Raw genomic sequence first — 19,628 nt, forward strand, 5'->3', positions numbered from 1 at the left:
ATAAAGTGGGGTCGAGAAATTGCTTGGTTTTTGGCGGTATTGTTTTGATACAATTGCCCTCGCACCCCTGCAAGTTGCGCCTATCCGGCGCGGTTTGTTGCAAGCACCGTATTTGCAAGCACCCTATTTGAACGGTGTGCCGTTCTTGTCCATTACAACGAAAGCGTTCCATGTCTGACGAAAATCTGCAACCAGTCTTCCAAATCCAACGCGTCTACCTGAAAGACATGTCGCTGGAACAACCAAATTCCCCAGCCGTGTTCCTGGAACAAGAAGCACCGGCCATCGAAGTCGCTCTGGACGTGGGCGCCGAGCCTCTGGCCGACGGCATCTTTGAAGCCACCGTGACCATCACCGTGACCGCCAAAGTGGGCGAAAAAGTCGCTTTCCTGGTTGAAGGCAAGCAAGCCGGTATTTTCGAAGCACGCAACATTCCTGCCGATCAACTCGATCCGCTGCTGGGAATCGGCTGCCCGAACATCATCTACCCTTACCTGCGCGCCAACATCGCCGACGTGATCACCCGTGCCGGCTTCCCGCCAGTGCACCTGGCCGAGATCAACTTCGAAGTGTTCTACCAGCAACGTCTGCAAGCGATTGCCGACGCGACTGCCGCAGCGCCGAACGAAACCATCAATTAAGTTTCAGCATCACTTCGCCAACCCGTCCTGGGTAGGCCCGACACGGCGGCTCAGTTACTCAAGCCGCCGTGTTTCATTCAGGGTTCACAAAACATCATGTTGAAAAATACGGTCATGAGCAAATTGCGTTGGTTGTCGGGCGCCGTGCTGTTGCTGGCCAGCGCCGCCAGCCACGCCGTCGACTTCAAGACGGTGGGCGCCGCCCCCGTGATACTGTACGACGCGCCGTCCGCCAAGGGGGGCAAGCTGTATGTAGCGCCGCGCGGCATGCCGCTCGAAGTCGTGCTCAGCTATGGCGAATGGGTCAAGGTACGCGACGCCAGCGGCGAAATGGCCTGGACCGAAGCCAAGGGCCTGTCGGCCAAGCGCAACCTGGTGGCGCGCGCCGCCAACCTGAAAGTGCGCGCCAGCCCCGACGAGACCGCGTCGGCGGTGCTGCTGCTCGACAAGGGCGTGCTGCTGGAAATGCTGGAGCAGCCGGGCGGCAACTGGATCAAGGTGCGCCACAAGGATGGCCAGGTCGGCTACGTCAAGACCAGCGAAGTGTGGGGCCTGTAAGCAATGCCAGTTTCCCAAGATAACCATAGCACCAGCGCGCGCCGCCGCATCACCATTCTTGGCGCCGGCGCCTGGGGCACGGCGGTGGCGATGGCGCTGGCCGCGCGCCACGATGTGGTGTTGTGGGGCCGCAACCCCGAAGCCATGGCCGCCATGGCCGCCAGCGGCGAGAACAGCTACCTGCCCGGCTTTGCCTTGCCGCCACAATTGGCCATTTGCGCCGATTTCGACGCCGCCCTCAGCCACGCCAGTGGCGAGCAGGCGCTGCTGATCGCCGCCTGCCCGGTGGCCGGCCTGCGTCCGCTGCTGCTGCAATTGAAACACCAGACGATTCCCAACCTGGTCTGGCTGTGCAAGGGGTTTGAAAACGGCACCGGCCTGTTGCCGCACCAGCTGTTCCAGGAGATCCTCGGCGACACGGTCGCTGGCGGCGCCCTGTCCGGCCCGTCTTTCGCGCAGGAAGTGGCGCGCGGCCTGCCGTGTGCGCTAACCATCGCCTCGCACGACGCCGCATTGCGCGCCTGCGTGGTGTCGGCCTTGCACGGCGGCAATTTCCGCGTGTATGCCAGCGACGACCTGGTCGGCGTGGAAGTGGGCGGCGCCGTGAAAAACGTGCTGGCGATCGCCACCGGCGTGGCCGATGGCCTGGGCCTGGGCCTGAATGCCCGCGCCGCGCTGATCACGCGTGGCCTGGCGGAAATCACGCGCCTGGGCACGGCCTTGGGCGGCCAGACCGAAACCTTCATGGGCCTGACCGGCATGGGCGACCTGATTTTGACCTGCACCGGCGACTTGTCGCGCAACCGCCGCGTCGGCCTGGGGCTGGCGCAAGGCAAGGCATTGGCGACCATCGTGGCCGAACTGGGCCATGTGGCAGAGGGCGTGCCCTGCGCCAGGGCCGTACGCGAACTGGCGCAGCGCATGCGGGTGGACATGCCGATCACCGACGCGGTGGCCGGCGTGCTGTTCGACGGCGACTTGCCGCAGGAGATGGTGCAGCAGCTGCTGGCGCGCGATCCGCGCGATGAAGCCAACCGGATGTAAGCAGATTTAGCGGCCGGCCTTGGCCATCAGTATGGTCAAGAGCAATAAACTGTCCTCGCGCGCTTCGAGCGCGTGGGCCTGCCCGCCGTTCAGGTACACCATCTGGCCCGGCCCCAGCAGCTGCACGCTGCCATGGGCGTCTAGCGCCACCTGGCCTTGCAGGCACAGCAGGGTGATTTCTCCCAATACATGATGTTCGGGCATGGTCTTGCCTTTGGGCATGCACATGCGGATCAATTCCAGCTCGTCCGTCTTGGCCAGGGCGATGGCGGAAAACTGCGTCAGGTCTTCGCCGCTGGCGCCCTGCACATCGATGATCTGTCCTGAAGTTGCGTGATGCAATGCCATCCTGTGCTCCTGTTCAGTTAGTCCGCCGCTTCCTCGAGTTCCTCTTTGGCGCCGCGCATCCATTGCACCAGCGGCAACGCATCCTTGAGGCCTTCGGCGATCAGCGGCAGCAGTTTTTCCGGCTGGTTCAGTGGCAACGGCAGCTCGGTCCAGACAAAAAAGCTTTTCAGCTTGATCAATTCGATATGTTCGGCGCCGGCATCGAAACCTTTTGGCGGGCGCTGCAGCTTGCCCTCGTCCTGGATGGTGCCGAAACGGGCCTTCAGGCGCTTATTCTTGAGCACTTTGGAAAACCCTGGCGCGTCGTTGACCATATGCTCGCGCAGCGCCTTCAAGCGGCCCGGCGGCGGCATGTATTCGCCGGCGCCGAACAGCACATGGCCCTTGCCATCGATCTGCACATAATACGTGGGACCGCCGGCCTTGCTGGGGCGGCGCATGTCGTTCGGCGCGATGGCCGCCGAAAAACGCGTTTTATACGGGCTCTTGTCATGCGCAAAGCGCACGTCGCGATTGATGCGGAACATGGCCTTCTTGGGATTGCAGAACTTCACGGCCGGGTCGAACTTGCCGAGTTCGGCAATCAATGAAGTCACCAGCGCCAGGAATTCCTCGCGCAAAATATCGTAGCGGGGCTTGTTCATCACGAACCAGGGACGGTTGTTGTTCTCGCTCAGTTCACGTAAAAATTGGGTCAAATCACGCACATGCATGTGTCAGTTTCCGATTCGCGGCTATTTGTTGAGGTCCTTGGGGATGGGGCGCTTGCCCACCACCACGTCGAGCGCCGCCTCGCGGCTCTTGCGCAGCACCGTCATTTTAGCTTTTTCACCGGGTGGCAGCTGGGCGATCAGGTTCAGCATTTCGGTGGTGTCGCCGACCGGCTTGCCGTCGACGCTGAGCAGGATGTCGCCCGGCTTGATGCCGGCCTTGTCGGCCGGGCCGCCGCGCACCACGCCGGCGATAATGGCGCCGGTGCTGCGCTGCAAACCAAAACTGTCGGCCAGCTCTTTGGTGATGTCCTGGGTTTCCACGCCGATCCAGCCGCGCACCACATGGCCGTTCTTGATGATCGCTTCCATCACGGTCTTGGTGGTGGAAACGGGAATGGCAAAGCCGATGCCGACCGAGCCGCCGCTTTGCGAATAGATGGCGGTATTGATGCCGATCAAATTGCCGCGCGTATCGACCAGGGCGCCGCCCGAATTGCCGAAGTTGATCGCCGCATCGGTCTGGATGAAGTTTTCAAAACTGTTGATATGCAGGTTGTTGCGGCCCAGCGCGGAGATAATGCCCATGGTCACCGTCTGGCCCACGCCGAACGGGTTGCCGATCGCCAGCACGGCGTCGCCCACGCGCGCCTGCTCCGACTGGCCCAGCACGATCACCGGCAGCTTGTCGAGCTTGACCTTGATCACGGCCAGGTCCGTTTCCGGGTCCAGCCCCACCACCTGCGCCGGCGCCTTGCGCCCGTCGGTCAGCACGACTTCGATTTCGTCGGCGCCTTCGACGACATGGTTGTTGGTGAGGATATAGCCTTCGTGGCTGACGATCACGCCCGAGCCCAGGCTGTTTTTCAGGCCGCTGCCCTCTTCGTCCATGTCGGGCGTGCGCTCGCCGAAGAAGCGCTTGAAGAAGGGGTCGCGCATCAGGGGGTGGGCGCCGCGCTTGGGCGCCTGGGTGGTCAATATGTTGACCACCGCCGGCATGGCGCGCGCCGCCGCGTCACGGAAGGAGCCGGGCGCCAGGCTGCTCGACGCCGTTTCCACCACCGGGATCGGCGTGGCGGGCGAACCCAGTTGCTGGACCCGGCTGGCCGGGCGCAGGGCGCCGTACACGAAGTACAACGCCAGCGCGATGGTCACGGTTTGCGCAAACAACAACCAGAAACGTCGCATAAAACTCCACCCAGGTCAGCCGGCCCACGCCGGAACGGTTTATTGTGCCAGATCGTTGTTTTTTGGTGCGCCCTTGAGCGAGTCGCGGATCTCGCGCAGCAGCATGATGTCTTCCGGCGTGACCGCTGGCGCGGCGGGCGCCGGCGGTGGCGTATGGGCGCGGCGCGCCTTGTTCATCAGGCGTACCATCTGGAAGATGATAAAGGCCAGGATGATGAAGTTGAGCAGGATGGTCAAAAAGTTACCGTAGGCCAGCACTGCACCAGCCTTTTTCGCTTCCACCAGGGTCATGGTGGTGGCCTGGCCATTCAGGGGCAGGTAGTAATTGGCGAAATCGAGGCCGCCGAAAATGCGCCCGATCGGCGGCATGATGACGTCCTGCACCAATGAATCGACGATCTTGCCGAAGGCGCCGCCGATGATCACACCGACGGCCAGATCGACAACGTTGCCCTTCATTGCGAATTCTTTGAATTCTTTCATCATTGCCATGGGTTTCTCCTTCGGATCAAGTATAAAAACATGCCAATCATACTATTGATTCCGTTTGCACCGAGATTTTGCATGTGCGCTTGCAGCATTCTGGCCCAGCTCTAACTTTCTAGTTCGAAAGAACTAGCCACTCCCTGCAAAAGTATATAAATTATGGTACAAGCAACGTTTTGGTTTTATTCGTTGTTTGCTTCACTTATAATTTGCGGTTGCCAATGCGGGCTTTTTCTCCCGTTGGCAATTAACAAGAAAATGGCTCGGGCTGCGCCATTTGACCGGAGTTCCGCAGGGATATTGCCACGTTATCGTACAAAGCGCGTACAAAGCGCATACAAAGAGACGGAGCCTGGCAAACAGTGGGAAAGCGCTTCGGCGACGGATGTTTCGCGGCTGCCATTCATAATAAAGATTCGCATTTTGACTGATTGGGGTTTGCATGAGTAACGAAAAGCAGGTCGATTCAGGCCGCCGCGGCTTGCTCGTCGCCACGTGCGCGGCGGGCAGTGTAGTCGGGTTGGCAACCGCGGGAGCCTTGGTAAGCACCTTCCAGCCGTCCGAGCGCGCGAAAGCGGCCGGTGCGCCGGTCGAAGTAGACATCAGTACCTTGCAGCCCGGCGAAATGCGCACCGTCGAATGGCGCGGCAAACCGGTCTGGATCCTCAAGCGCACCCCTGAAATGGTGGCGTCGCTGAAAAAAACCGACGGCAAGGTCGCCGACGCCAACTCGGAACGCAACCCCGCCGAATTCACGCCGCAATACTGCATGAACGAATGGCGCTCGATCAAGCCTGAAATCCTCGTTGCGGTCGGCATCTGCACCCACCTCGGCTGCTCGCCCTCCTCCAAATTTACCCCCGGTCCACAACCGTCCCTGCCCGATGACTGGGAAGGCGGCTTTTTGTGTCCTTGCCACGGCTCGACCTTCGACATGGCCGGCCGCGTCTACAAGAACAAGCCGGCGCCGGACAATCTGCAAGTGCCGCGTCATATGTACTTGAGCGACACCACCCTGGTAATTGGTAAAGACGAAAAAGGCGAGGCTTGATCATGGCTGCTTTCAAAGAAACCAAATTTCCGGCCGACGCGCCCGCCGCCGAAAAAGCGCTGGGCTGGGTCGACGACCGCTTTCCCCTGACCAAGCTGTGGAATGACCAGTGGGGCAAGTACTATGCCCCGAAAAACTTCAATTTCTGGTACATCTTCGGTTCCCTGGCCATGCTGGTGCTGGTGCTGCAGATCGTCACCGGCATCTTTCTGACGATGCACTACAAGCCCGATGCGGCGCTGGCCTTCAATTCGGTCGAGTACATCATGCGCGAAGTGCCGTGGGGCTGGCTGGTGCGCTACATGCACTCGACGGGCGCCTCGGCCTTCTTCATCATCGTCTACCTGCACATGACGCGCGCACTGCTGTACGGTTCCTACCGCAAGCCGCGCGAACTGATCTGGCTGTTCGGTTTCGCCATCTTCCTGTGCCTGATGGCCGAAGCGTTCTTCGGCTACCTGCTGCCATGGGGTCAGATGTCGTACTGGGGCGCCCAGGTGATCGTCAATCTGTTCGGTGCGATTCCGGTCATCGGCCCTGATCTGTCGCTGTGGATCCGTGGCGACTACGTGGTGTCGGACGCCACGCTGAACCGTTTCTTCGCCTTCCACGTGATCGCCATTCCGCTGGTCCTGCTGGGCCTGGTGGCAGCGCATTTGATCGCGCTGCACGAAGTCGGTTCGAGCAATCCGGACGGCATCGAGGTAAAAGAAACCCTGGGCGCCGACGGCCATCCGCTCGACTCGATTCCGTCGCACCCCTACTACACCGTGCACGATCTGTTCGGCGTGTCGATCTTCCTGGTGATTTTCAGCGCGGTGGTGTTCTTTGCGCCGGAAATGGGCGGCTACTTCCTGGAATACAACAACTTCCTGCCGGGCGACTCGCTGAAAACCCCGCTGCACATCGCGCCGACCTGGTACTTCACGCCGTTCTACTCGGTGCTGCGCGCCACCACGGCCGACTTCATGTACGTGCTGATGGGCGCCGTAGCCGCTTACGTGGTGTTTATCTGGCTCAAGTCGCGCCTGTCGATCAAGGTCAAGACGGCCATCGCCGTGATTGCCCTGCTGGCCATCGTCGGCATGCTGCCACAGGTGCTGGACGCGAAATTCTGGGGCGTGGTGTTCTTCGGCGGCTCGGTGGTGATCCTGGCCTTCCTGCCATGGCTCGATCATTCGCCGGTGAAATCGATCCGCTACCGTCCGACCTGGCACAAATACCTGTATGCCATCTTCGGCCTGTCGTTCCTGGTGCTGGGCTACCTCGGCACGCAAGCGCCGACCGACGCCAAGACCATCGTGTCGCAAGTGTGCACCCTGATTTACTTCAGCTTTTTCCTGCTGATGCCATGGTGGAGTGCAATGGGCAAGTTCAAGACCGTGCCGTCGCGTGTGACGTTTCACCCGCACTAAGCCGATCCCACGCCACGCTCAAAGGACATACATCAAATGAAGATTGCAAAAAAACTGCTCGCCATCCTGGCGTTCGTGCCCGCCCTGGCCCTGGCCAGCGAAGGTGGATTTCCGCTGGACAAGGCGCCTGACCGCCAGACCAACATGGCGGCGCTGCAACATGGCGCCAAACTGTTCGTCAATTATTGCCTCAATTGCCACGCCGCCGTATCGATGCGCTACAACCGCCTGAAAGACCTGGGCCTGACGGAAGAGCAGATCAAGCAGAATCTGTTGTTCTCCGGTGATAAAGTGGGCGACCTGATGACCACGGCGCTGGCGCCGAAGGACGCCAAGGCGTTTTTTGGCGTGGTGCCGCCCGATTTGTCGGTAATTTCGCGTGCGAAATCATCTTCCGCTGGCACAGGCGGCGACTACCTGTATACTTACCTGCGTACGTTCTATAAAGACGACACGCGGCCGACCGGCTGGAACAATATGGTCGTGCCAAATGTTGCCATGCCGCATGTGTTATGGGAGTTGCAAGGTATCCAGACTGCCAAGTTCGTGGAAGAGACTGATCCGCATGATGCGGCCAAGAAAGTCCACAAATTTGTCGGCTTCGAACAAGTCAAGCCAGGCACGTTGAACAAAATCGAGTATGACACTGCGGTGGCCGACCTGGTCGGCTACATGGAGTGGATGGCCGAACCGGCACAACAGACACGCAAGCGCCTGGGCGTTTGGGTACTGCTGTTCCTGTCGGCTTTTGCTCTGCTGGCATGGCGCCTGAATGCGTCGTTCTGGAAGGAAGTCAAATAAGTGAGGCACCGGCTGACAGCCGGTTAATGCCTGTTTCTGCGTTGTCCGCATGAGTGGACAAGCGACCTGGGGTGAGCCGTTCGCGGCTTCACCCCCTTTGTTTCTAAGGAACTATAAAAAATGATGGTTCTCTATTCGGGTACAACCTGCCCATTTTCGCAACGCTGCCGTCTGGTTCTGTTTGAAAAAGGCATGGACTTCGAAGTGCGCGACGTCGACCTGTTCAACAAGCCGGAAGACATTTCGACCATGAACCCGTACGGCCAGGTGCCGATCCTGGTCGAGCGCGAACTGATCCTGTATGAATCGAACATCATCAACGAGTACATCGATGAGCGCTTCCCGCATCCGCAACTGATGCCGGCCGACCCGCTGATGCGCGCCCGTGCGCGCCTGATGCTGTTCAACTTTGAAAAAGAACTGTTCGTCCACGTGCACGTACTGGAAAGCGAACGCGCCAAGAGCAACGACAAGGCCCACGACAAGGCGCGCGCGGAAATCCGCGACCGCCTGACGACCCTGGCGCCACTGTTCCTGAAAAACAAGTACATGCTGGGCGACGAATTCTCGATGCTCGACGTGGCTGTCGCGCCGCTGCTGTGGCGCCTGGACCACTACGGCATCGAACTGTCGAAAACGGCCGCGCCGCTGATGAAATACGCCGAACGCATCTTCTCGCGTCCGGCCTATATCGAAGCGCTGACGCCGTCCGAGAAAGTCATGCGCCGTTAAGATATCCCCATAAAGCTACTGCGCAGCCCGCTCTCGACTTGGCGCTACTCGCCGTACTAAAGTACGGCTGCGTTACTCAAGCCGATATCGGGCTTGCTCGCTACGCTTTCTGGGGCATCTTGAGATTTATCTCATTGCTCTGTTTCATTGAATCACCGGTGCGCGCGCCTTGCAGCAATGGCGGCGCTCCCGTCTCACAGTGCCTATCATGTCTGAAATCTCAACCAAACCTTATATGCTGCGCGCCATCTACGAGTGGTGCACCGACAGCGGCTACACGCCCTATCTCGCGGTCAAAGTCGATTCGCGCACGACGGTGCCGATGGAATACGTGAAAAAAGGCGAAATCGTCCTGAACATCAGCTTCGGCGCCACCAGCGGCCTGAAGATGGACAATGACGCCGTACGCTTCCACGCCCGCTTCGGCGGCATCTCGCGTGAAATCTACGTTCCGGTCGACAACGTGATGGCCATCTACGCCAACGAAAATGGCCAGGGCATGGCCTTCGAACCTGTCCTCGGCAACGACGACCCGCACGGCCAGCCCACCGACAGCCCGGCGTCAGCCGACGCACCACCACCACCGGCCCCGGCAGCAACCGGCCCGACCCTGTCATCGGTCCCCACCGGCACCACCGAACAACGCGAAAGCCCCCCGTCCGGCGACGACGAGCCGCCAAAAAAAGGCGGCCGCCCGACCCTGACCCGCATTAAATAGCGTATAATTCGCAACGCGCAGTTTTTGCCGACTTAGCTCATTTGGTAGAGCAGTTGATTTGTAATCATCAGGTGGCCAGTTCGAAACCGGCAGTCGGCACCAGTCTTACTACGCCTAACAAAACCTTAGCGAGCGGAAGGTAGTTGTGGTTGAGAAGCGCAACTGTACGGAGGTACAGTGAGCATCGCAGACCGCAAATGCCGACGCGCAGTAGGTTTTGATAGGCGCTCTTAGTAACAGAGAATCACGGAAAAACCCAGGAATGACCCTTCTCATAGGGGAGTACTGGGTTTTTTTTCGTCTGTGCTTGCGGTAGAGCCCGGTATAAGACCTACTTTTGGCCTATGATTTGGCAAAAATTTGGCAAACCGATTTGTCAAATGGTTTTGGCCAAAGGAGTTGCCATGACCACGCCCATCAAGGAAGAAACACGCTGGCGCCATCGGTGTGCGGTGCTAGACAAGCATCGTGGCGGTGTTATATGGCACCGTTAGTCGTTGCGGTGACTATCGGCGCGCGCCAGGCTGGCCGCAGCGTTTGACGCCAGGAACCCTGGCCGCGAGCGCAGCTAGTGGTAGCGGTGCGTAAATAGCCGGTTAGGAGCAAATCATGTTTTCCCTGCGGGGCCGCTCGCGCGCTGCACTTGCTCGCTGGAGCTCGCTTCGCTCGCAAACAACAGTTGGCGCAGCCACATTCTCCTCCGAGCGATTGCTTCGACACCGGCTCTAACGCGCTGTAGACTGTCCAGCAGATGACGTATCCCGTATTATCGACCGCCGTTGCGAAGGACCCAGCGCAAGCGATTGCAGGGTCGTTCTGGCGGAACACCTCCGAATTCACTGAAAACGAGCAAGCTGATGGCCTTCGACCGCAATGCACCTTACAACGAGCTGCCTCTACTGCCTCCTGGCATAGATCTGGAATCCAAGGCTGTTCTGAAGCAGACGATTGCCGCGCGCGCGGCATTGGCAGATCTGAAAGGAGCCGCCAGACAGTTGCCTAATCAGGGGGTTCTCATCCAAGCGCTTGGCTTGCAAGAGGCAAAGCTATCCAGCGAGATCGAAAATATCGTCACCACCAATGACGCACTTTTTCAAGGATTCGCAAACGATGGTGAAGGTTCGGACCACCAAACTAAGGAAGTCTTGCATTACAAGGACGCGCTTTGGCAAGGCTTTCAATGGGTAAAAAGTGACATGCCGTTGACCACGCGTCTTTTCGAAGAAATGTATCGCGTGATCAAACAGGCTGAAGATGGCGTCCGTCGGCTTCCCGGTACTCGGCTGTCCAATCCAATGGGCGAAACAATATACACCCCGCCGGAGGGTGAGGCGACCATACGAGATAAGCTCGCCAATCTAGAAATTTTTATCAATGAGCCGTCTGAGTTGGACCCCTTGGTGCGCCTGGCAGTAATGCACTACCAGTTCGAAGCGATACACCCTTTCCCGGATGGGAACGGCCGCGTTGGGCGAATTTTGAATATTCTGCTGTTGCTATCTGAAGGCCTGCTTGACGTCCCGATTGTCTACCTGTCGCGCTACATCATGGACAACAAGGGAGATTACTATCGAGGACTAGCTGGGGTAACGGAACGCAACGAGTGGGAGTCGTGGATCTTGTTCATGCTGCGAGCGGTTGAAAGTACCTCAAGGCTGACTTGCGAGCGAATTATCGCCATTGAGAAACTTATGCAAGAAGCCGCAGATAAGGCTGAAAAATTTCTTCCAAAGGTACAAGTCGCTGGAATTCTTGAGGTAGTGTTTCGTCATCCTTATTGTAAAGTAAAGTTTCTTGAAGAGGCAGGACTGGGCTCAAGACCGACTTGCACGAAATATCTGCGTGCCCTCGTTGAGGCAGGATTGTTACGCGAGCAAGCAGTTTGGAGAGAAAATTACTTCATTAATGATGCTTTTTTCAATATTCTGACACGTTAAGCATCAACCTCAGTTTGTTTACATGAGGAAGATATCATGTAAAAAAAGGCGCACTTTCTTTACATGATCCGCTTCTCAAGCAAAGTTTGTTCGCATGAGACTACCAGCCAAGCCGAGCATTGAGCAAAATGACAAGCGAGGAAAAATGCCCTCAAGAGGCTGGTAAAGCAAGAACGATTGGCAAAAATTTGCCAGTCAGAGTTCTAAGCCCTTGAACTCATTACAGATGGGCTTCCGTCAGCCGGGCAAAAAGCCCAGCCTTCAGGTTGGGCCTTTTGCTTTCTGAGTCCTGGGCAAGCGCTGTGTCACCCATCTTGATCAACCAGCTATCTGTAATATATCCGTCATTCAGTTACCCTGAGTTTATCTGCCTTTCAGATAATATTGATATATCTGAATAACGGATACCACATATGTCTTTCTCGCCCACCACCCAACGTCTCCTCACCGCGTCGCAGCTCGGCCAATTACTCGTATCGACCCGCAAACGGCACAAAATGACTCAGGCGGCTGTGGGTATTCGCGTCGGCCTGAGCCAGAACCGCATCTCGCACCTGGAGCGCCATCCCGACGAAATCAGCGTCAGGCAGTTACTCAGCTGGTGCTCCGCACTTGAGCTGGAGTTGCAACTGGGCGAGCGCGATACATCCGCCGCAAGCAATGCGGCCGAGTGGTAGTCGTGGCTCGCACCGCCTCCTGCCCGTCCTGCCTCAATACCGCATCGCCGGCATGCCGCTGGCGGCGATCAGCGCCAGCGTGATCGGGCCGGCCATGCCCAGCACGGTGCCGCAGACGATGCCGGCGCTCCACCACCAGGTTTTCCAGCGCGCCAGCAGCAGGGCCACCACGATCTGCGCCAGCATGACCAGGACATACAGTGGGAAGAGTTCGATCATCTGGTTCAGTTCCATCCAGAACGGCCCGCTGTAGTCGCGCAGGTTCCAGCAAATGGCGCTCCAGACCACCACGATCAGCAGCGCGAGCAGCATGCCGCGGCCAAAGCGGCGCCAGTGGCCATCAGGATGCTGCGTGTTGTTTGCCATGTTTTTTCCCTGGTTCAGAAATAATACCCCGCCTGCAGGTTGATCCTGCGCGTGTAGCCATCGTGCACGCCGGAGGTCGAGGCCAGCCCGCCGCCGTCCGGCGACAGGTAGGGGTGGTGCTTGCCCAGCATGAAATCGGCATAGAACACCCATTTGCCGGATGAAAAGCTCAGTCCGCTTACATTCTGCACCGAACTTTTATAGTTGCCAACGCGCTTGCGCAGAATGCTGTAGTCGTTGTACAGCTTGAAGCCGCCCAGCGGCCCCAGGGTGCCCGGGATGTCGTAGCTGAGGTTGGCGATATAGATGTCGCCTTTGGAGGCCACCGGGTAGGGATAGCCGAAGGCGCCCAGGATGACGAAGCTGTTCGGGTCGAGTCCGCCATACGTCTGTCCCGCGCCGTGGCTGGTGCCATAGCTGTAGCGCAAGGCTTCGAGCATGACGTTCCACGGACCCATGCCGCCCCGGTAATGCAGCGCCACGGCATTGCGGCGGGTGTCGCGTCCTTCGCTGCGGGTCTCATTCCGTATGGTGCCGGTCAGGGCCGACAGCCCCACCTCATGCTGGCCGGTGCTGCCGATGTGGGCGACGACCCTGCCGGTGAAGGTATTGCGTTCGTGGTCGCGCTGGCCGGTGGCATACCCTTGCTGGGCGTCATCGGGCACGATATTGTAGGAGTAGCGATTCGAGGCGCCGGCCGTATTGCCGCCGCCGCCATAGGAGCCGCCGTCGCGCGGGAAAAAGCCCAGCTGCCACTCGACGGGGCCGGGCCGGCTGGCGTAGGCCAGGCCGAGGTCGTACTTGTCCTCGAAACCGGTATAGAACGCCATCGACTCGTAAAAATTATTGGATGCGAACGGCTGCAGCCCGAACGGGTTTTTCACCAGGCCCGCTTGCACCGTGCTCTTGTCGGCCAGGCGCATGCCGACCCAGCCGTGATGCAGGAAGTGCTGCCAGTAGCCGCCCTGCCCCTTCGGGTAGCGGTTGTAGCGGTATTGCGCCGAGCCGAGCAAGGTGCCGTCGTCGTAATTGACGTCCAGCCGCGCCGTGTCCAGGCCGACGAAACCGCTCCGATAGTCGTCCTGCCAGCTCTTGTAGACATAGTTGAAGCGGATCGCCCCGCCGACGCTCCAGGGCGACTTGGCCACTTCCTCGGCCGCTACGGCGTTACACAGCACGATCAATGCTGCCGCCAGGATGGCGCCACGATAGTTTGCAGACATGGTCAATCTCCCGTATTAATTGAGGCGCAGCGCATCGCGCGAGCCGGCCTGCGGCGCACGCGCCGGCGATGTCAACGCAATGCCTTCCAGCTGCGGCAGCTTGAAGCCTGCCACCACCTCGGCCAGCGCGCTGGCCTGCTGCTGCAGCGACTGCGCGGCGGCGGCGGCTTGTTCCACCAGGGCGGCATTTTGCTGGGTGTTTTCATCCATTTGCGTCACCGCCGTGCCCACTTCGGTGATACCGCTGCTTTGCTCATGGCTGGCGCTGCTGATCTGCCTGACGATGGCCGCCAGCTTGCCGATGCTGTCGACCACTTCCGCCATGGTCACGCCGGCGCTTTCCACCAGCCGGCTGCCGGCGTCAACCTGGGTCACGGAGTCGCCGATCAGCGCCTTGATCTCCTTGGCCGCTTCGGCCGAACGCCCGGCAAGCGAGCGCACTTCGGTCGCCACGACCGCAAAGCCGCGGCCCATTTCGCCGGCACGCGCCGCTTCCACGGCGGCATTGAGGGCCAGGATATTGGTCTGGAAGGCGATGCCGTCGATGGTGCTGATGATGTCGACGATCTTGCGCGAAGCGGTATTGATGTCGCCCATGGTGCGCACCACCTGCTGCACCACTTCGCCGCCGCGCCCGGCCACCTGAGTGGCGCTGGCGGCCAGTTCGTTGGCCTGCAGGGCGTTTTCCGCGTTCTGCTGGACCGTGGCCATCAGTTGCTCCATGGCGGCCGAGGTTTCTTCCAGCGCGCTCGCTTGCGACTCGGTGCGCGTCGACAGGTCACTGTTGCCGGAAGCGATCTCGCCCGAGGCGGTGCGCACCGTATCGGACGCAACACGGATTTGCAGCAGCACGGCGGCGATCTTGTCGGCGAAACGGTTGAAGGCGCTGGCAATTTGCGTCAGCTCGTCGCGGCCGGACGCATCCATGCGCCGCGTCAGGTCGCCCTCGCCGGAAGCGATGTCTTCCAGCGCATCGCGCACCAGCAGCATGCGGCGCAGCTGGCGGCTGACGAACACCGACATCAGGCCGCCGGCGGCCAGCAGGCACAGCACGGTGATCAGGACCGTCACGCGCAGCATCGCCGTCAGGGACGCGGTAGCGAGGTCGCGGTCGACCGCCGTCAGCAATATCCATGGCGTCCCCTCGACTTTGGCGGCATACACCATCTGCTGGGCGCCATCGATCATCACTTCGGCGTGCTCATTGCCCGCGACCAGGCGCGCCAGCAGCGCGGCATCGAGGCCGGCCGCCAGGTCGCTGACGGGCTTGAGCGTCAGCTCCTTGCGCGCATGCGCCAGGATGGTGTTGTTGGTGCCATCGACCAGCAAGGCAAAACTCTTTTCGGTCGGGTGGATGGCGTTGACTTTCCTGACGACCGAGGTCAGCTTCGCGTCGGCACTGACCACGCCAGCGAGCGCACCGCCGGCCTGCGCGAAAACCGGTTCCACGAAGCTGACGTACAGTTCGCCGGTACCGGCGTCGGCATAAGGAGACGTGATGGCGGGACCACCGGTCGACGCGGCCAGCTTGTACCAGGGGCGTGTGGTGCCGTCGAAGTCCGGCGGCACCGTCCAGCCGCTGTAGACGGCGCGCTTGTCGCTCAAGGCAAAGCCGACCGAATCCATGGCGCCCGCCTGGCGCGCCGTATCGAGCGCCGGTTGCGGGTCGGCCTGGGCCACCGCCACCTTCAAGGAGCTCGCAATGCGCTGCTTGTCCTGCACCCAGTCGGTCAGCTCGCGCGCATACTGGCGCGTGACATCGCCGATCTGCTTGTCCAGCGAGGTGAGCACATTGGCACGCACGGTGACAAAGGTCACGGCCGAGAGGAGTACCAGCGCCACCGCGACGATGGCAATGGCGATGGCGATCAGGCGCGCACGCAGGGTGTGGAACATGGCAACTCCAGAAGGGGAAAGGGGCGCAGCCGGCAGCAAAAGTCCACGCGCTCGTGCGAACACGACGCCAGGATGGCGCCATGCCTGGCCGCAAGTACAGTAAAACTCAGGGCGGCATCTTGCGTCAAGACAACTATTGTCATTGATGGCAGCAATGGCAAGAGTGTGGTAAAACTGCAAATTCACAGCCTGCCGAGCTTGCCAGGTTGTGGACATTCAGTTGTCTTCCCAAGCTAGAGCAATTCCTAAGCTGCCGGCACCTTGTACCCATCCGTCAAGGTCTTCAAAAACACGATCACGTCCGCGATTTCCTTCTCGTTCAGAGCCGGCGCCTGGCCCTTTTGCCGGTCGAATGGCGCTTCGACATTGACGTTCGCCTCCATGCCCGGCGGCAGGTCGTCGTACTTGTGCACACTGCCGTCCGGGTTCTTCGGATACCATTTTTGCGGCGCCGTGTCGCGCTGCACGTAGAAGCGCATCACCTGCTCCAGGCTGGTGAAACTGCCGTTGTGGAAGAAGCTCTGGCGCAGCGCCACGTTGCGCAGGGAAGGCGTCTTGAAGCGGCCGCAATATTCCTGGTGGTCTTTCAGATCGGTGCGGGCGGGGCCGCACAGGCCCAGGTCAAAATAATGCGGATCGGCGTTGACGGGCAGCTTGTTATTGCGCGGCACGCCGATATTGATCAGGCCGTAGTCGGTAAATTGCGGGAAAGCGCCGCCGGCGGCGACCTGGCTGATATGGCAGGAGGCGCAGTTGCCCTTGTTTTCATCGTTGAACAATGCCAGGCCGCGCAGCTCCTGCGGGTTCAATGGCACCTGCTTGCGCAGGTAAGCGTCGTACTTGCTGGTGTAGGGGTAAAAGTCGGCCGGGCTTTCCTGAAACACTTCCAGTGACATCAGGGCCCAGCGCAAGGCCTGCTCGGGCTGCTCGAATATCTGCTCGCCATACACCTTGCGAAACTGCGCCGCCAGCGGGCCATGGCGCAGTTTGTCGACCACGGCGGCGCCGTCAACGTTGCCCATCTCAAGTGGCGACAGCAGCGGCGTCAGCGCCTGCTCGTGGCCGGACTGGGCACGGCCGTCCCAGTTGCGCCCGCCGGTTGGCCCCGCGTCGATGCTGTCGTCGCCATCGTCGTCATGGTAGTGCTCGGTAAACGCCGGCGTGTTCTGCATATAGCGCAGCGACGGCGCGGCGCGGGTGCCGGCGTCTTTCAGTTCGGGGCCACCGAGCTGCACCGCCAGAGCGTTCGGCGGGCCAAAGGCGTGGTCGGGGCTGTGGCAGCTGGCGCACGACAGCTTGCCCGATATCGACAGGCTGGGCTCGAAAAACATGGCGCGGCCCATGGCTGTCATGTCCGCCACCGACGGTTGATGCGGCGCGGCAGCATAGGCGGCATGCAGATAGGCCGGTGCGGCGGCAGCGGCGGCGGCGGGTTGGGCGACTTGCTGCGGCTGGCAGGCGGCCAGCAGCAATAACAGGAACGGCGTGAACTTCATCATGGCGGCAATCGGACAGCTGTGAACATGGTCGGGCAGCGTAGCAACGCCATATGACCGCTGCGTGACAAACCGGGTGCAAAAGCCGCCGCAACATTACGGCATGTATCGCATGTAACGAAACATGGACATGTCACGCAGCTGACATATTGCCTGCCTAGCATCCGTGCTTTTCCACCCATAAGGCATGAGCATGAAACCGCACGCACGACCCGCATTACGCCCGCTACGATTACGCCCCCTCCCCGTATTGCTGGCCCTTGGCCTGGGCGCCGGCCTGGTGGCCTGCGGCAGCAATTACGCCCTGGCCCCGACCACCAGGGGCCAGGTGATCGGCAGCTACTACGAGAACGCCCAGGTCTGCATGGAAAGCACGACGGCCAAGCTGACCTGCGCCAGCGATTCGGCGCCGGTGCGCACGGCCGCCGACGGCAGCTACACGGTGGAAGGCGAAGGCGCGGTGCTGGTGACGGTCGGCACCGATGCGATCCGCCACGAGGTGGTCGGCGACGCCGGCACCAAGGTCACGCAAAAGCTGCTGCTGCGCGCGCCGGCCGGCCATGCGGCGTTTGTCAGTGCGCTGTCGACCGAACTGGTGCAGGTGATGGATGGCAATGGCGGCGACTTTGCCGGCGCCAGCAGCAAACTGGCGGCGCGCATCGGCGTGTCGGAAGCGGCCCTGGCCGCGGACTTCAACAAGGCCAGCGGCGACGACCTGGCGAAACTGAAAGCGGAAAACAGCAGCGTCACGGCGGTCATCGCCGGCGCCAGCGCGCAGGCGGCGCCGGCCGATGCGCTGGCCGCGCTCAACAGCGGCCTGGCGCTCAACAATATCCAGACCATCGTCGTGATCTACGCGGAAAACCGCGGCTTCGACAATCTGTACGGCCTGTTCCCGGGCGCCAATGGCGTGCCCGGCGTGAATCCGACCTCGACGGCCAGCTATGTGCCGCAAAAGGATATCGACGGCAGCGTCTTGCCGGTGTTGCCGCCGACCTGGGGCGGCATGACGGCCGCCGGCCAGAGCACGGTGGTGACGCAGGCGCAATCGGCCAACCTGCCCAACAAGCCGTTCCAGATCGACGACGCCAACAGCCCGATCAGCCTGCCGCAATCGGTGGTCACGCGCGACCTGGTGCACCGTTTTTATAACAACCAGATGCAGATCAACGGCGGCGCCAACGACAAGTTCGCAGCCTATTCCGACGCCGGCGGCCTGTCGATGGGCTACTACGACGGCAGCAAGATGAAGCTGTGGGATATCGCGAAACAGTATGCGCTGGCCGACAACCTGTTCATCGGCGCCTTTGGCGGCTCGTTCCTGACGCACCAGTACCTGATCTGCGCGTGCGCGCCGACCTATCCGAACGCCGACACCTCGGTGGCCAAGGGCTCGATCTCGAAGATCGACGTCGACGCCAAGGGCAATTTCGTGCGCCTGACGCCGGCGGCCACGTCGCCAGCCACGGTACTCAATGGCGCGCCCGTGTACGCCAACGACAGCACCCTGACGCCGGCCGACAGCAGCGGCATGTTCTATGCCGTCAACACCATGCAGCCGGCCTTCCAGCCGAGCAGCAACGCGCCGGCCAGCAATGACAGCAGCAAGCTGTACGCCGACACCGGCAAAGCCAATACCTTGCCGCAACAGACGCAGACCAATATCGGCGACCTGCTCTCTGGCAAGAACATCGACTGGGCCTGGTATGCGGGTGCCTGGAAAGACACCACGGCGCTGGCCACGGCCAGCGCGCGCGGCGGCAGTTTCCCGAGCCCGCCGAACTTCCAGTTCCATCACCAGCCGTTCAATTACTTTGCCAGCATGGACCCGGTCAAGGCGCCGGCCTACCGCGCGGCGCACCTGCGCGACTTCGACAGCCAGTTCATGACGGACGCGGCGGCCGGCAAGCTGCCGCCGGTGACGTTCTACAAGCCACAGGGCAACCTGAACCAGCACGCCGGCTACGCCAGCGTGGCCGATGGCGACGCGCATATCGCCAGCGTGATCGCCCAGCTGAAACAGAGTCCGCAGTGGAAGAACATGCTGGTGATCGTCACCTACGACGAAAACGGCGGTTTTTATGACCACGCCGCGCCCCCGAAGGGCGACCGCTGGGGTCCCGGCACGCGCGTGCCGACGATCCTGGTGTCGCCGTATGTGAAGAAGGGCCTGGTCGACCATACGCAATACGACTCGGCCTCGATCCTGCGCGCGATTACCCGCCGTTTCTCGCTGCCGGTACTCGACGGTTTGACCACGCGCGACAAGGCGCTGGTGGCCAACGGCGGCAAGCCGATGGGCGACTTCAGCGCGGCGCTGGCGCTGCTGCCGCAAGAGTAA

19 protein-coding genes and 1 tRNA gene are annotated in these 19,628 nt (G+C 60.7%); 12 read left to right on the plus strand and 8 right to left on the minus strand.

The window, feature by feature from the left end; all coding sequences use genetic code 11:
- Positions 1 to 170 precede the first annotated feature (170 nt).
- The 3 genes from secB (at position 171) to ASR47_RS23745 (ending at position 2,243) form a co-directional block, all read left to right on the plus strand.
- Positions 171 to 641: a protein-export chaperone SecB gene (secB, locus tag ASR47_RS23735; protein ID WP_065310238.1), complete on the plus strand. Its 471-nt coding sequence runs from the start codon at positions 171 to 173 to the stop codon at positions 639 to 641.
- 114 nt (positions 642 to 755) lie between these two features.
- Complete coding sequence (locus ASR47_RS23740; RefSeq protein WP_065310333.1) at positions 756 to 1,199, plus strand: SH3 domain-containing protein; 444 nt, start codon at positions 756 to 758, stop codon at positions 1,197 to 1,199.
- A gap of 3 nt (positions 1,200 to 1,202) precedes the next feature.
- Complete coding sequence (locus ASR47_RS23745) at positions 1,203 to 2,243, plus strand: NAD(P)H-dependent glycerol-3-phosphate dehydrogenase (protein WP_065310239.1); 1,041 nt, start codon at positions 1,203 to 1,205, stop codon at positions 2,241 to 2,243.
- A 6-nt stretch (positions 2,244 to 2,249) separates the two neighbouring features.
- Here ASR47_RS23745 and ASR47_RS23750 read toward each other — a convergent pair whose 3' ends face one another.
- The 4 genes from ASR47_RS23750 to mscL are packed head-to-tail and all read right to left on the minus strand — an operon-like array spanning position 2,250 to position 4,981.
- Positions 2,250 to 2,591 (minus strand): cupin domain-containing protein, encoded by a 342-nt coding sequence (locus tag ASR47_RS23750; RefSeq protein WP_065310240.1) that lies wholly within the window; start codon positions 2,589 to 2,591, stop codon positions 2,250 to 2,252.
- Between the two features lie 17 nt (positions 2,592 to 2,608).
- Complete coding sequence (locus tag ASR47_RS23755) at positions 2,609 to 3,304, minus strand: DUF2461 domain-containing protein (protein WP_065310241.1); 696 nt, start codon at positions 3,302 to 3,304, stop codon at positions 2,609 to 2,611.
- A gap of 21 nt (positions 3,305 to 3,325) precedes the next feature.
- Positions 3,326 to 4,489 (minus strand): Do family serine endopeptidase, encoded by a 1,164-nt coding sequence (locus ASR47_RS23760; protein WP_065310242.1) that lies wholly within the window; start codon positions 4,487 to 4,489, stop codon positions 3,326 to 3,328.
- 39 nt (positions 4,490 to 4,528) lie between these two features.
- Positions 4,529 to 4,981, minus strand: a complete 453-nt coding sequence (mscL, locus tag ASR47_RS23765) for a large conductance mechanosensitive channel protein MscL (RefSeq protein WP_065310243.1) — start codon at positions 4,979 to 4,981, stop codon at positions 4,529 to 4,531.
- A 436-nt stretch (positions 4,982 to 5,417) separates the two neighbouring features.
- On the opposite strand from mscL, the gene petA reads away from it, so the two are divergent.
- The 8 genes from petA (at position 5,418) to ASR47_RS23805 (ending at position 12,306) form a co-directional block, all read left to right on the plus strand.
- A complete protein-coding gene (gene petA, locus ASR47_RS23770) occupies positions 5,418 to 6,026 on the plus strand; it encodes a ubiquinol-cytochrome c reductase iron-sulfur subunit (RefSeq protein ID WP_065310244.1) in 609 nt (202 codons plus the stop codon).
- A 2-nt stretch (positions 6,027 to 6,028) separates the two neighbouring features.
- Complete coding sequence (locus ASR47_RS23775) at positions 6,029 to 7,441, plus strand: cytochrome b (protein ID WP_065310334.1); 1,413 nt, start codon at positions 6,029 to 6,031, stop codon at positions 7,439 to 7,441.
- 36 nt (positions 7,442 to 7,477) lie between these two features.
- Positions 7,478 to 8,242, plus strand: coding sequence for a cytochrome c1 (locus ASR47_RS23780; RefSeq protein ID WP_065310245.1), 765 nt, complete (start codon positions 7,478 to 7,480; stop codon positions 8,240 to 8,242).
- Between the two features lie 120 nt (positions 8,243 to 8,362).
- Positions 8,363 to 8,974: a glutathione S-transferase N-terminal domain-containing protein gene (locus ASR47_RS23785; protein ID WP_010394154.1), complete on the plus strand. Its 612-nt coding sequence runs from the start codon at positions 8,363 to 8,365 to the stop codon at positions 8,972 to 8,974.
- Between the two features lie 208 nt (positions 8,975 to 9,182).
- The gene (locus ASR47_RS23790; protein WP_065310246.1) at positions 9,183 to 9,692 is read left to right on the plus strand and encodes a ClpXP protease specificity-enhancing factor; all 510 of its coding nucleotides are present in this window, start codon (positions 9,183 to 9,185) and stop codon (positions 9,690 to 9,692) included.
- A 26-nt stretch (positions 9,693 to 9,718) separates the two neighbouring features.
- Positions 9,719 to 9,794: transfer RNA gene (locus ASR47_RS23795), tRNA-Thr, on the plus strand.
- Positions 9,795 to 10,549: 755 nt separating this feature from the next.
- Positions 10,550 to 11,629: a Fic family protein gene (locus ASR47_RS23800; protein ID WP_065310247.1), complete on the plus strand. Its 1,080-nt coding sequence runs from the start codon at positions 10,550 to 10,552 to the stop codon at positions 11,627 to 11,629.
- 413 nt (positions 11,630 to 12,042) lie between these two features.
- A complete protein-coding gene (locus tag ASR47_RS23805; protein ID WP_065310248.1) occupies positions 12,043 to 12,306 on the plus strand; it encodes a helix-turn-helix domain-containing protein in 264 nt (87 codons plus the stop codon).
- Between the two features lie 33 nt (positions 12,307 to 12,339).
- Here ASR47_RS23805 and ASR47_RS23810 read toward each other — a convergent pair whose 3' ends face one another.
- From ASR47_RS23810 to ASR47_RS23825, 4 genes are all read right to left on the minus strand, one after another.
- A complete protein-coding gene (locus ASR47_RS23810; protein ID WP_065310249.1) occupies positions 12,340 to 12,672 on the minus strand; it encodes a hypothetical protein in 333 nt (110 codons plus the stop codon).
- A gap of 14 nt (positions 12,673 to 12,686) precedes the next feature.
- Positions 12,687 to 13,895: a hypothetical protein gene (locus ASR47_RS23815; protein ID WP_082989127.1), complete on the minus strand. Its 1,209-nt coding sequence runs from the start codon at positions 13,893 to 13,895 to the stop codon at positions 12,687 to 12,689.
- Between the two features lie 15 nt (positions 13,896 to 13,910).
- The gene (locus tag ASR47_RS23820) at positions 13,911 to 15,791 is read right to left on the minus strand and encodes a methyl-accepting chemotaxis protein (RefSeq protein ID WP_065310250.1); all 1,881 of its coding nucleotides are present in this window, start codon (positions 15,789 to 15,791) and stop codon (positions 13,911 to 13,913) included.
- A gap of 245 nt (positions 15,792 to 16,036) precedes the next feature.
- Positions 16,037 to 17,290: a cytochrome-c peroxidase gene (locus ASR47_RS23825; RefSeq protein WP_150127948.1), complete on the minus strand. Its 1,254-nt coding sequence runs from the start codon at positions 17,288 to 17,290 to the stop codon at positions 16,037 to 16,039.
- 190 nt (positions 17,291 to 17,480) lie between these two features.
- Between ASR47_RS23825 and acpA the strand changes: the two genes are divergently transcribed.
- Entirely contained in the window at positions 17,481 to 19,628 is a 2,148-nt protein-coding gene (gene acpA, locus ASR47_RS23830) for an acid phosphatase (RefSeq protein WP_065310252.1), read from the plus strand.

This window comes from Janthinobacterium psychrotolerans (assembly GCF_001677885.1).
GTDB lineage: Bacteria > Pseudomonadota > Gammaproteobacteria > Burkholderiales > Burkholderiaceae_D > Janthinobacterium > Janthinobacterium psychrotolerans.